The organism is Gordonia sp. NPDC003950 (assembly GCF_053605205.1).
Genome location: NZ_JBSGIT010000001.1, coordinates 42117 through 55370 on the forward strand (window position 1 = coordinate 42117; position 13254 = coordinate 55370).

Sequence of the window (13254 nt, forward strand, 5' to 3'; positions counted from 1 at the left end):
CGCGCTCGCCGAAACACTCTGGCACCTCGGCGATTCGCCCGGTCGGTGACGTAGCATCGACGACGTGACCGGCACCCACGTGACAGCCCAGCCACCGTCGGTGCTGCGTGTGCTGGTCTATTCCGACGATGCCGACACCCGCCGTCAGGTGATCAACGCGCTCGGCACCCGCCCCGATCCGGACCTGCCCGAGTTGAGTTTCCTCGAGGTCGCCACCGGGCCGATGGTGCTGGCGCAACTCGATGCCGGCAATGTCGACGTCGCCATCCTCGACGGCGAGGCGACGCCGGAGGGCGGGATGGGTATCGCCAAGCAGATGAGCGATGAGTACGATCCGCGCCCACCGACGCTGCTGCTGATCGGGCGCACCGCCGACCGCTGGCTCGCCGACTGGTCACGCGCCGACGCCACGGCGTCGCTGCCGGTGGATCCGATCGAACTGCCGGCCACCCTCACGCAACTGTTGCGCGCCTCCGACAACCGCTGATTAGCCCCTGACCTGGGCATTGCCCCCGCACGGTCCGGTCGGCTCGCAAAACTCCGTCAAACCTTCTCGACATCGGCGCCACCGCCGGTAAGGTCGTGGTGTAGCTCACATCAGCCCCAGCGCTGAGCACACGGAGGGTCCACCTGCCCATGAACGCGTACGTCCCGATTCTGGTTCTCGGGGCCATCGCTGTGGGTTTCGCGGTGTTCTCGGTGGTGATCGCCTCGGTGATCGGCCCACGCCGGGCCAACCGCGCCAAACTTGATGCCTACGAATGCGGCATCGAGCCGATCGGCGGCGGGCAATCGGTCCTCACCGGGGTGAGACAGTCTGTTGTGCAACGTATTCCGGTGAAGTACTACCTCACCGCCATGCTCTTCATCATCTTCGATATCGAGATCGTCTTCCTGTATCCGTGGGCCGTCGCCTTCGACGCGCTCGGCTGGTTCGGGTTGGCGGCGATGGCGCTGTTCGTCGTGAACGTGTCGGTGGCCTACGCCTACGAGTGGCGCCGCGGCGGGCTGGGCTGGGATTGATGACCCGAATCCACCTGACGGACAGGGACATCGCACAGAAGCGTGCGTTCCACACCGACGTGAAGCACACAGGGATGGCACTGCGGTGCCAGATCCACGGGAGGTATCGGTAGCGAGCCTGGCACACCCCGTGCCGACCCGTCCGATGCGACGAGGAGGTGAAACGATGGGCCTCGAGGAGAGACTGCCCAGTGGTTTTCTACTGAGCACGGTCGAGGATCTCGCCGGATTCATGCGCAAGGGGTCGCTGTGGCCCGCCACCTTCGGTCTGGCGTGCTGCGCCATCGAGATGATGGCCACCACCTCGGGCCGATACGACCTCGCCCGCTTCGGCATGGAGGCCTTCCGCGCCTCGCCGCGCCAGGCGGATCTGATGATCGTCGCCGGTCGGGTCAGCCAGAAGATGGCCCCGGTGCTGCGCCAGATCTACGACCAGATGACCGAGCCCAAATGGGTTCTGGCGATGGGTGTTTGCGCATCATCGGGCGGAATGTTCAACAACTACGCGATCGTGCAGGGCGTCGACCACGTGGTACCCGTCGACATCTACCTCCCCGGCTGCCCGCCGCGACCGGAGATGCTGCTCAACGCCATACTCGCGCTGCACGCCAAGATCGGCGAGATGCCGCTGGGCGTCAACCGTGCGGAGGCCATCTGGGCGGCCGAGCAGGCAGCGCTGCAGTCAACGCCGACAATCGAATTAAAGGGACTGCTGCGATGAACGAGAAGCCCACGTCGCCGTCCGCGTCCTGCCCGTCGTCGGTTGCCGGCCCGGCCGACGAGGTCATCGGTGTGCGGCACGGCCTGTTCGGGGTGCACGGCACCGGCGACACCTCCGGCTACGGCGGATTGGTGCAGACGGTCACCCTGCCGGCGGCGCAGCGTCCGTACGGCGGGTACTTCGACGAGGTCGTCGACGAGCTGGCGGCCGCACTCGAGAACTCCACCGGACCGGGTTACGACGCACCGGGTTACGAAGAGGCCATCGAGAAGGTCGAGATCCATGCCGACGAGATGACCCTCTACGTGGTGGCACGTCACCTCCCCGCGGTCGCGCTGACGCTGCGCAATCACGAATCCCTGCGCTTCGAATTGTGCCTGGGCGTCAACGGTGTTCACTATCCGCAGGACGATGGCCGGGAACTGCACGCGGTGTATCCGCTCGCATCGATCACCCACAACCGCCGGCTACGTCTGGAGGTCGCGGTACCCGACGCCGATCCACACATCCCGTCCCTCACCGATATCTACCCCACCAACGACTGGCACGAACGCGAGACCTACGACTTCTTCGGCATCGTCTTCGACGGACACCGCGCCCTGACCCGCATCGCGATGCCCGACGACTGGGACGGGCATCCGCAGCGCAAGGACTACCCTCTGGGCGGAGTTCCGGTGGAGTACAAGGGCACACAGGTCGCACCGCCCGACCGACGGAGGTCGTATTCATGACCGATCTGGATCCACGCCCGGGACGCACCACCCGTCCCGAACGCTCCTACACCGTGTCCGGTCAGGACTGGGAGGAGATCGTCTCCGAGGTCGCCGCGCGCGCCGCGGCCCAACCCTCCCAGGAACGGATCGTCGTCAACATGGGACCCCAGCATCCCTCGACCCACGGCGTGCTGCGTTTGATCCTGGAGATCGAGGGCGAAACCGTCACCGAGGCGCGCTGCGGAATCGGCTACCTGCACACCGGTATCGAGAAGAATCTGGAGTACCGCAACTGGATTCAGGGAGTCACCTTCGTGACCCGGATGGATTACCTGTCACCGTTCTTCAACGAGACCGCCTACTGCCTGGCCGTGGAGAAGCTCCTCGGCATCACCGACGACATTCCGGAGCGGGCGTCGGTGATCCGGGTGATGCTGATGGAACTCAACCGCATCTCCTCGCACCTGGTGGCCCTGGCCACCGGCGGCATGGAACTCGGCGCGGTCACCGCGATGTTCTCCGGATTCGGTATCCGCGAACAGATCCTGGACCTGTTCGAACTGATCACCGGCCTGCGGATGAATCACGCCTACATCCGGCCGGGCGGTCTGGCCGCCGACCTCCCCGACGGCGCGGTCGAGCAGATCACCGACACCGTCGACGCCATGCCCGCGCAACTCGAGTCGCTCTCGGACCTGTTGACCGACAACTACATCTGGAAGGCACGCACCTGCGACGTCGGATACCTCGACCTCACCGGATGTATGGCGCTCGGCATCACCGGTCCGGTGCTGCGGTCGACCGGTCTGCCCCATGACGTCCGTAAGTCGCAGCCGTACTGCGGGTACGAGGACTACGACTTCGACGTCATCACCACCGACACCTGTGACTCTTACGGCCGCTATGTGATCCGCGTCCGCGAGATGAGCGAGTCGGTGCGGATCGTGCGGCAGTGCCTGGACCGGTTGCGGCCCGGGCCGGTGATGGTGTCCGAGGCGGACATCGCCTGGCCCGCCGATCTCACCCTGGGGCCCGACGGTCTGGGTAACTCCGCAGACCACATCGCCGAGATCATGGGCACGTCGATGGAGTCGTTGATCCATCACTTCAAACTCGTCACCGAGGGGATGCGGGTGCCGCCGGGCCAGTGCTACGTCGCGGTCGAGTCGCCGCGCGGGGAACTCGGAGTGCACATGATCTCCGATGGCGGAACCCGGCCGTACCGAGTGCATTTTCGCGATCCGTCGTTCACCAATCTGCAGGCGGTGGCCGCGATGTGTGAGGGCGGCATGGTGGCCGACGTGATCACCGCCGTGGCGAGTATCGATCCCGTGATGGGAGGGGTGGACCGATGAGTGAACCCGTCTTCGTCGAACTCGGTGTGGGTCCAGGTGAACCTGCCCGGGAACCGGCCGCGCACTGCCCGTCGACGCCGGCTCCGGCCATCGAATTCGGTGCTCCGGCGGCATATTCGGTCGAGGTCACCGACCGCCTGCGCGAGCAGGCGACCGAGATCGTCGCCCGGTATCCGCGAGCCCGATCGGCGTTGCTCCCGCTGCTGCACCTGGTGCAATCCGAGGACGGGCGGATCTCGCTCGCGGGCATCGGATTCTGCGCCGACGTCCTCGACCTCACCGAGGCCGAGGTCGCGGCGGTGGCGACGTTCTACTCGATGTTCCGTCGCACGCCGACCGGCGAGTACCTGATCGGGGTGTGCACCAACACCCTGTGCGGCGTCCTCGGCGGCGACGAGATCCTGGCGCGCCTGTGCGAACACCTCGGCATCGAACCCGGCGAGACCACGACGGATTCGCGGATCACCGTCGAGCACATCGAATGCAACGCGGCCTGCGACCTCGCGCCGGTGGTGATGGCCAACTGGGAGTTCTTCGACCGGCAGACCCCGGGGTCGGCGATCGAACTGGTCGAGGACCTGCGCGCCGGCGTCGAGGTGATGCCGAGTCGTGGAGACCGTGCGGTCGACGGATTCCGCGGGACGGCACGAACATTGGCCGGGGTCGGTCATGCAGCTTCACTCGAAGGCGATGAGACTCGCTCATCCACTGCCGATTCCGGCGATCAACCACCCGAAGACGAACCGTCCATCCCGCCGGTGCTGTCGCGGCACTGGTCCGAGACGGAATCGTGGACACTGCGAAACTATGAGCGGCACAACGGTTATCGCGGCCTGCGGGCGGCGTTGGAGATGGCGCCCGACGACGTCATCGCACTGGTCAAGGCGTCCGGCCTGCGGGGTCGCGGCGGTGCCGGATTCCCGGTGGGCATGAAGTGGTCGTTCATTCCGCAGACCTCCACCGACCGCACGCCCGATTCCGATGCGCCACCACACTATCTGGTGGTCAACGCCGACGAGTCCGAGCCCGGCACCTGCAAGGACATGCCGCTGATGCTCGCCACACCTCACGCGTTGATCGAGGGTGCGATCATCGCGGCGTACGCGATCCGCGCCCGGCACGCCTTCATCTATCTGCGTGGTGAGGTAGTCGGAGTGTTGCGCCGCCTGCGTGCCGCAGTCGACGAGGCCTACGCCGCAGGGTATCTCGGGGGCAATGTCCTCGGTTCCGGTCTGGACGTCGACCTCATCGTGCATGCCGGTGCCGGCGCGTACATCTGTGGTGAGGAGACGGCGCTGCTCGACTCCCTTGAGGGTCGACGCGGACAACCTCGCCTGCGGCCTCCGTTTCCGGCCGTCGCCGGCCTGTACGCAAGCCCGACGGTCGTCAACAACGTCGAGTCCATCGCCAGCGTCCCCGCGGTCCTGCGCAACGGGGTGGACTGGTTCCGCCAGATGGGTACCGAGAAATCCCCGGGATTCACCTTGTACTCACTGTCCGGGCATGTGAACCGTCCCGGCCAGTACGAGGCGCCGCTGGGAATCACGTTGCGGCAGTTGCTCGACCAGGCCGGCGGTGTGCGCGACGGTCATCGGCTCAAGTTCTGGACGCCGGGCGGATCGTCGACGCCGATGCTCACCGACGAGCACCTGGATGTCGCCCTCGACTACGAGGGCGTCGGTGCCGCCGGATCGATGCTGGGCACCAAGGCATTACAGATCTTCGACGAGACCACCTGCGTGGTCCGCGCCGTGCTGCGGTGGACCGAGTTCTACGCACACGAGTCATGCGGTAAGTGCACCCCCTGCCGCGAAGGCACCTACTGGTTGGTGCAACAACTGCACGCCATCGAGTCCGGTGACCTGGACCTCGACGGGGTCACCGATGCCCTCGACGTCCTCGCCGACGTCACCAACAGCATCGTCGGAAAGTCGTTCTGTGCCCTCGGCGACGGTGCCGGCAGTCCGATCGTCTCCTCCCTGAAGTACTTCCGCGACGAGTACCTCGCGCATGCCCGCAATGGCACCGAGGGCGGATGTCCCTTCGACCACAGTGCCGCAACGGTGTTCACCGATCACCGCACGCCTCACATCCCGGGAGTGAACCGATGACCGCGCTCTCCGATCGACCGACCCCCACCGAACCCCCGGATGTGGTGAGCGCCACCATCGACGGCACCGAGATCCGGGTGGCGCCGGGAACCCTCGTGATCCGTGCCGCCGAGCAAGCCGGCATCCAGATCCCCCGGTTCTGTGATCATCCGCTGCTCGCCCCGGTCGGTGCGTGCCGCCAATGCCTCGTCGAGGTCGAAGGCCAACGCAAACCCCTCGCGTCATGTACCACCACCGTCACCGACGGTATGGAGATCCGCACCCAGTTCGGTTCCGACGACGCCGCACGCGCCCAACGCGGTGTGATGGAACTGCTGCTCATCAATCATCCCCTCGACTGCCCGATCTGCGACAAGGGCGGCGAATGCCCGCTGCAGAACCAGGCGATGACCGCCGGTCGGGCGCAGTCCCGTTTCACCGGGACCAAACGCACCTACGTCAAGCCGCTACCGCTGTCGTCGGCCGTTCTGCTGGACCGGGAACGCTGCGTCCTGTGCGCGCGCTGCACCCGTTTCGCCGATCAGATCGCCGGGGACCCGCTGATCGCACTGGCCGATCGTGGTGCGCTGCAGCAGGTCAGCGTCGTCAATGCCGACGCCGAGGATGCCGGCTCCGGCGTCGCCTTCGATTCGTACTTCTCCGGCAACACCGTGCAGATCTGCCCGGTCGGCGCGCTGACCGGTACCGCCTACCGATTCCGGGCCCGCCCCTTCGATCTCGTGTCGACGCCCAGCGCGTGTGAACACTGTGCGAGCGGATGCGCGCAGCGCGTCGACCATCGTCGCGGAAAGGTGTTGCGCCGCCTGGCCGCCGACGATCCCGCAGTCAACGAGGAGTGGAACTGCGACAAGGGCCGCTGGGCATTCGCCTACACCGCCACCCGGGACCGATTGACGGCACCACTGGCCCGCGACCGGCACGGTGACCTCCGCGAGGTTCCGTGGGCGCAGGCCCTGCGCATCGCCGCCGACGGTCTGCGCGCCGCCCGCGGCCGGGCCGGCGTCCTGACCGGCGGACGCCTGACGGCCGAGGACGCCTACGCCTATTCACGGTTCGCCCGAACCGTGCTGGACACCAACGACATCGACTTCCGCTCCCGCCCGCACAGCGCCGAGGAGACCGCCTTCCTCACCACCCACATAGCCTCGCGAGCCGACGACGTCACCTATCGCGACCTCGACGCCGCGCCCGCGGTGCTGCTCGTCGGATTCGAACCCGAGGAGGAGTCGCCCATCGTCTTCCTGCGGTTGCGACGCGCGGTCCGTGAATCGCGGCAACGGGTGTATGCCGTGGCGGCGTGGCGTTCCCCCGGTGTCGTCAAGCTCGGCGGGACGCTGATCCCCACCGTGCCGGGTGGCGAGTCCGAGGTGCTCGACTCCCCCGATACCACTGCGTTGCTGAGTGATCCGGCATCGGTGATCCTGGTCGGTGAACGCGCGGCGCAGTCGCCGGGGGCCTTGTCGGCGGCCATGCGGTTGGCCGAACGCACCGGCGCCCGGCCGGCGTGGATTCCGCGGCGCGCCGGTGACCGCGGCGCCGTCGAGGTCGGTGCACTGCCCACCCTGCTGCCGGGTGGCCGCCCGGTGTCGAATTCCGCTGCCCGCCGGCATATCTGCGATCTGTGGGAGCACCCGGTCCCCGAGACACCCGGGCGCGACGTCGGCGAAATCCTCGCGGCCGCCACCTCCGGTGACATCGATGCCCTCCTCATCGGCGGAGTCGACCCCGCCGATCTCCCCGACCCTCGCGCGGCCGACAGTGCCATCGACGTTGCCGGATTCGTGGTGAGCCTGGAGATCGCGCAGTCGACGATCACCGAACGCGCCGACGTCGTGCTGCCCGTCGCGGCGACCCCGGAGAAGGCCGGAATGTTCCTCGACTGGGAGGGACGGGCACGTGCCTTCCCCGCCGCACTCGCCGACACCGGACGCCTCCCCGATCATCGCGTTCTCGACGCCCTGGCCCAGTCCGCCGGCGTGGACCTCGGATGCCGCGACATCGGCGCCATCCGAGCACAATTGGCGCGGCTGGGACCATGGACCGGACCGCGGCCGGAGCCCTCGCCGGTGGCGGTGCCGCCGGGTCCGGCCCCCGGCGCCGGCACGGCCGTGCTGGCCACCTGGCATCAACTACTCGATCGTGGCCGACTGCAGGACGGCGAACCCCATCTCGCCGGAACCGCACATCCGCCATTGGCCCGGATGTCGGCGGCCACCGCGGCATCCATCGATGCCCGCGACGGTGACCTGGTCACGATCGGCACCGACCGCGGCGTCATCACCCTCCCGCTGCACATCGAAGAGATGGTCGACGACGTGGTGTGGGTTCCGACCAACTCGGTGGGCTCGCAGGTGCCCTCGACGCTCGGGGTGACCGCGGGAGCGATCGTCCACATCGGTATCGCCACCGGAGGTGACGCATGATCACCGCATCCACCGACTACCCGACCCTCGCCGACTTCGGGCACGACCCGTGGTGGTTGGTGCTCATCAAAGCCGTCGCGGTGTTCGGCTTTCTGGTGGCCAATCCGCTCGTGGCGATCCTCGCCGAACGTAAGATCATGGCCCGGATGCAGGCCCGGATCGGCCCGAACCGGGTGGGGCCACGCGGTCTGCTGCAAAGCGCCGCCGACGGCGTCAAACTGGCCCTCAAGGAGGGAATCACCCCGTTCGGCGTCGACAAGGTCCTCTACTTCCTCGCGCCGATCATCGCCGTCGTCCCGGCGATCCTGGCCTTCGCGGTGATCCCCTTCGGCCCGATGGTGTCGGTCGCCGGGCATCAGACGCCACTGCAGCTCACCGATCTCCCGGTCGCGGTGCTGTTCATCCTGGCGATGGCCTCGATCGGGGTGTACGGGATCGTGTTGGCCGGGTGGTCCTCCGGCTCCACCTACCCGCTGCTCGGTGGTCTCCGGTCGACGGCGCAGGTCATCTCCTACGAGATCGCCATGGGCCTGACCTTCGCCGCGGTGTTCCTCGACTCCGGCACCATGTCGACGTCGGGAATCGTCGCCGGACAGCACAACTACTGGTACGGGCTGGTGTTGTTGCCGTCCTTCGTGATCTATGCGGTGTCGATGGTCGGCGAAACCAACCGCGCCCCTTTCGATCTGCCCGAGGCCGAGGGTGAACTCGTCGGCGGCTTCCACACCGAGTACTCGTCGCTGAAGTTCGCGATGTTCATGCTCGCCGAGTACATCAACATGGTCACCGTGTCGGCGTTGGCCACCACCCTGTTCCTCGGCGGCTGGCAGGCGCCGTGGCCGCTGAGCCTGTGGGACGGCGCCAATTCCGGGTGGTGGCCGATCCTCTGGTTCACCCTCAAGGTCTGGGTGTTCATGTTCGTGTTCATCTGGTTGCGCACCAGCCTGCCGCGCCTGCGTTACGACCAGTTCATGAACCTGGGCTGGAAGGTCCTGATTCCGATATCGCTGACCTGGGTGATGGTGGTGGCGCTGATCCGCGCGTCGTTCCCCGTCGACGCAGGCGTCCCACGCGCACTGACCTCGGCGGCTGTCGGGTTCGTCCTGACCGTCGCGTTGTTCTGGGCGGTGCGCCAGGTGATCCGGCCCCGCACCACCGCGGCCGGGCCAGCGGTACCGGAACGCGCCGCGGCCACCGCGAAACCGCCACCGTTCGACGCCATGGCCGGCGGATTCCCCGTCCCGCCGTTGCCCGGGCAAGCCCGTACGGCCACCGCCACCAACACCCCCGCCACCGGGACGATCGCCAAGGAGACCACCAATGCCTGACTCGCGGAAACCCCCCGACCTCCTGAAGCCGCTGAGCGGCATGGGTGTGACGTTCTCCGGGATGTTCGCGCCGACGGTCACCGAACAATATCCCGAGGAGAAACGGCCCACCGCGCCGCGCTATCACGGCCGCCACCAACTCAACCGGCACCCCGATGGCCTGGAGAAGTGCGTCGGGTGTGAACTGTGTGCGTGGGCGTGTCCGGCCGATGCGATCTTCGTCGAAGGTGCCGACAACACCGACGCGCAACGGTTTTCGCCCGGCGAACGTTACGGCCGGGTCTATCAGATCAACTATTTGCGCTGCATCGGCTGCGGACTGTGCATCGAGGCCTGCCCCACCCGCGCACTCACCATGACCAACGAGTACGAACTCGCCGACGACAACCGGGCCGACCTCATCTACGAGAAGCATCAGCTGCTCGCGCCGCCGGCGCCGGGAACCGAACCGGCGCCGCATGATACGACCGCCGCAGTGGCCGACGGAACGGCACCCACCGAGGCCGAATACTACCAGGGACGCGTGGATCGCACCGGGCACGTGATCCCCGCCGACGCCGGGGCCACCCGGTGACTCCGTCCGGGGTGGTGCTCGCCACGGTGCTCGCCGACGCGTCGCGCACCTCCACCGGTGAGGCGGTGCAGTTCTGGGTGCTGGCCATCGTCGCGGTGGCCGGTGCGCTCGGCGTCGTCTTCGCCACCAAGGCGGTGTACTCGGCCCTGTTCCTCGCGACCACGATGATCGTGCTCGCCATCTTCTACATCGCCCAGGGCGCACTGTTTCTCGGTGTTGTGCAGGTGGTGGTCTACACCGGCGCGGTGATGATGCTGTTCCTCTTCGTGCTGATGCTGATCGGGGTTGACTCGTCGGACTCGCTGGTGGAAACGCTGCGCGGGCAACGTATCGCGGCGGTTCTCCTCGGAATCGGCTTCGGCGCGTTGCTGTGTGGCGGCATCGGTACCGCCACCGTCGCGGCGACTTCCCCGACGCCGCTGCCCACCGGCAACAATGCGGTGGCCGCGATCGGCGAGCTGATCTTCATCCGGTACCTCTGGGCCTTCGAACTCACCGGGGCGCTGCTGATCACCGCGACCCTGGGCGCGATGGTGCTGGCGCATCGGGAGCGATTCGGCCCCAAGCGTTCCCAGCGGCAGATGTCGATCGACCGATTCAAGAAGGGCATCGACCTGACGCCGTTACCCAGTCCCGGGGTCTATGCCCGGCACAACGCCGTCGATATCCCCGCCCGTCTTCCCGACGGCAGCGCGTCGGCGTTGTCGGTCAGTGCAACCCTGACGCCACGGTCACCCGGCGACTCCCCGGTCGACGTGGCCGCCGAGACGGATCGGGGTCGACGATGAACCCGGAGAACTACCTGTACCTCGCGGCACTGCTGTTCGCGATCGGTGCGGCCGGGGTGTTGTTGCGGCGCAACGCGATCGTCGTGTTCATGTGCGTCGAGTTGATGCTCAACGCGGCGAACCTGGCCTTCGTCAGTTTCGCCCGCATCCAGAACAACCTCGACGGTCAGGTCATCGCCTTCTTCACCATGGTGGTGGCCGCAGCGGAAGTGGTTGTGGGACTGGCAATCATCATGATGATCTTCCGGTCGCGGCGTAGTGCCTCGGTCGACGATGCGGCACTGCTGAGGAGATGACGTGAGTACCGACGCCTCTGCGCACCTGCTCTGGCTGGTCCCGGCATTACCGGCGGCGGGTGCGGCGTTCCTGCTGCTCGCCGGCCGCCGCACCGACCGCTGGGGACATCTGATGGCGTGCGTCCTGGCGGTCGGATCATTCTGCGTCAGTGCCGCTCTCATGCTCGGCATGGTCGGCCGCCCGGCCGCGGACCGGCCGGTGCATCAGGTTCTCTACACCTGGCTCGAGGTCGGGCCCGCCGACTCCGGCAGCGGTGGCCTGTCGGTGAGCATGGGGCTCTACCTCGATCAGTTGTCCATGTGTTTCCTGCTGCTGATCACCGGGGTGGGCAGCCTGATCCACATCTACTCGATCGGCTACATGGCCGACGATCCGGACCGTCGCCGATTCTTCGCCTACCTCAACCTGTTTCTCGCCGCGATGCTGATCCTGGTGCTCGCCGACACGTATCTGGGTCTCTATCTCGGGTGGGAGGGTGTCGGCCTCGCGTCCTATCTGCTGATCGGCTTCTGGCAGGACCGGCCGTCGGCGGCCACCGCCGCGAAGAAGGCGTTCGTCGTCAACCGGGTCGGTGACATCGGTCTGGCGGTGGCGTTGATGGTGATGTTCGCGACCTTCGGATCGGTGTCGTTCTCCACCGTGTTCGCCGGCGCCGAGCAGGCCGGCCGGGGCGTGCTCACCGCGATGGGTCTGCTGCTTCTGCTGGCCGCGTGCGGGAAATCTGCGCAGGTGCCGCTGCAGTCGTGGCTCGGCGACGCGATGGAGGGTCCGACGCCGGTGTCGGCGCTGATCCATGCCGCCACCATGGTGACCGCCGGCGTGTATCTCATCGCGCGGTCGAATCCGATCTTCGATCTGGCCCCGGATGCACAGCTTGCCGTCGCGGTGGTCGGTGCGGTCACGCTGCTGTTCGGTGCAATCATCGGTTGCGCCAAGGACGACATCAAGAAGGCGCTGGCCGCGTCAACGATGAGTCAGATCGGATACATGGTGCTGGCCGCCGGACTCGGACCCGCCGGCTATGCGTTCGCCATCATGCATCTGCTGACGCACGGGTTCTTCAAGGCCGGCCTGTTCCTCGGCGCCGGGTCGGTGATGCACGCGATGGACGACGAGACCGACATGCGTCGCTACGGCGGGTTACGCAGCGTCATGCCGATCACCTTCGTCACCTTCGGGATCGGATACCTCGCCCTGATCGGCGTCCCGCCGTTCGCCGGTTTCTTCTCCAAGGACCTCATCATCGAGGCGGCCTTCGGTGCGGGCGGCGCCCGCGGCGCGATCCTGGGCAGCGTGGCCATCCTCGGTGCCGGGATCACCGCGTTCTACATGACGCGCATCATGGTGATGACGTTCTTCGGGGAGCGCCGTTGGGCACCGGAGGCGCGTCCCCATGAATCGCCGCCGGTGATGACCGCACCGATGATCCTGATCGCGATCGGGTCCGCGGCCTCCGGGGCGTTGCTCGTTGCCGGGCATGCGCTCGTCGACTGGCTGGAACCGGTGGTTGGGGAACAACACAGCGAATTGGCCGTTCCGACATGGGTGTTGACGGTCGGGATTCTGGTCGTCGTCGGGATCGGGGTGGCACTCGGGTGGCGCGGATACGCCCGCACCCCCATTCCGCTCACCGCACCCGACAATGTCACCGCACTCACCGTCGCGGCGCGCCGTGACCTCTACGGCGACGCCTTCAACGAGCGGGTCCTGATGCGACCGGGACAACAGCTCACACGTGCGCTCGACGCGGTCGAATCCGACGGCGTCGACGGCGCCGGGGTGCGCATCGGCACCGTGGTCACCGCGTCGTCGACGCGAATCCGGAACTGGCAGAGCGGTTTCGTCCGCTCCTATGCCCTGTCGATGTTGGCCGGTGCGACGATCATCGTCGCCGCGGTGATGATGATGAGGGCGTGGTGAT

The 13254-nt window shown here is 67.0% G+C and carries 12 protein-coding genes; all 12 read left to right on the forward strand.

All coding sequences use genetic code 11. From position 1 onward, the window contains the following. The first annotated feature begins 64 nt into the window (after nucleotides 1-64). A complete protein-coding gene (locus tag ACWETB_RS00220; protein WP_452208552.1) occupies nucleotides 65-487 on the forward strand; it encodes a hypothetical protein in 423 nt (140 codons plus the stop codon). Between the two features lie 149 nt (nucleotides 488-636). Next, nucleotides 637-1023, forward strand: coding sequence for an NADH-quinone oxidoreductase subunit A (locus tag ACWETB_RS00225; protein WP_452208553.1), 387 nt, complete (start codon nucleotides 637-639; stop codon nucleotides 1021-1023). A gap of 166 nt (nucleotides 1024-1189) precedes the next feature. Next, entirely contained in the window at nucleotides 1190-1744 is a 555-nt protein-coding gene (locus ACWETB_RS00230) for a NuoB/complex I 20 kDa subunit family protein (protein WP_452208554.1), read from the forward strand. Continuing rightward, nucleotides 1741-2475, forward strand: coding sequence for an NADH-quinone oxidoreductase subunit C (locus tag ACWETB_RS00235; RefSeq protein WP_452208555.1), 735 nt, complete (start codon nucleotides 1741-1743; stop codon nucleotides 2473-2475). The genes ACWETB_RS00230 and ACWETB_RS00235 overlap by 4 nt, the downstream gene beginning before the upstream one ends. Continuing rightward, nucleotides 2472-3812: an NADH dehydrogenase (quinone) subunit D gene (gene nuoD, locus ACWETB_RS00240; protein WP_452208556.1), complete on the forward strand. Its 1341-nt coding sequence runs from the start codon at nucleotides 2472-2474 to the stop codon at nucleotides 3810-3812. Before ACWETB_RS00235 ends, nuoD begins: the two co-directional genes overlap by 4 nt. Then, a complete protein-coding gene (nuoF, locus tag ACWETB_RS00245) occupies nucleotides 3809-5923 on the forward strand; it encodes an NADH-quinone oxidoreductase subunit NuoF (protein ID WP_452208557.1) in 2115 nt (704 codons plus the stop codon). Before nuoD ends, nuoF begins: the two co-directional genes overlap by 4 nt. After that, nucleotides 5920-8346 carry an NADH-quinone oxidoreductase subunit G gene (locus ACWETB_RS00250; RefSeq protein ID WP_452208558.1) on the forward strand — a complete coding sequence of 809 codons (2427 nt, stop codon included), beginning with the start codon at nucleotides 5920-5922 and terminating at the stop codon, nucleotides 8344-8346. Before nuoF ends, ACWETB_RS00250 begins: the two co-directional genes overlap by 4 nt. Continuing rightward, nucleotides 8343-9674 (forward strand): NADH-quinone oxidoreductase subunit NuoH, encoded by a 1332-nt coding sequence (nuoH, locus tag ACWETB_RS00255; RefSeq protein WP_452208559.1) that lies wholly within the window; start codon nucleotides 8343-8345, stop codon nucleotides 9672-9674. The genes ACWETB_RS00250 and nuoH overlap by 4 nt, the downstream gene beginning before the upstream one ends. Further along, entirely contained in the window at nucleotides 9667-10248 is a 582-nt protein-coding gene (gene nuoI / locus ACWETB_RS00260; protein WP_452208560.1) for an NADH-quinone oxidoreductase subunit NuoI, read from the forward strand. The genes nuoH and nuoI overlap by 8 nt, the downstream gene beginning before the upstream one ends. Then, the gene (locus tag ACWETB_RS00265; RefSeq protein WP_452208561.1) at nucleotides 10245-11036 is read left to right on the forward strand and encodes an NADH-quinone oxidoreductase subunit J; all 792 of its coding nucleotides are present in this window, start codon (nucleotides 10245-10247) and stop codon (nucleotides 11034-11036) included. Before nuoI ends, ACWETB_RS00265 begins: the two co-directional genes overlap by 4 nt. After that, a complete protein-coding gene (gene nuoK, locus ACWETB_RS00270; protein WP_348806279.1) occupies nucleotides 11033-11332 on the forward strand; it encodes an NADH-quinone oxidoreductase subunit NuoK in 300 nt (99 codons plus the stop codon). Before ACWETB_RS00265 ends, nuoK begins: the two co-directional genes overlap by 4 nt. Before the next feature lies 1 nt (nucleotide 11333). Then, a complete protein-coding gene (nuoL, locus tag ACWETB_RS00275) occupies nucleotides 11334-13253 on the forward strand; it encodes an NADH-quinone oxidoreductase subunit L (RefSeq protein WP_452208562.1) in 1920 nt (639 codons plus the stop codon). Nucleotide 13254: the final 1 nt, after the last annotated feature.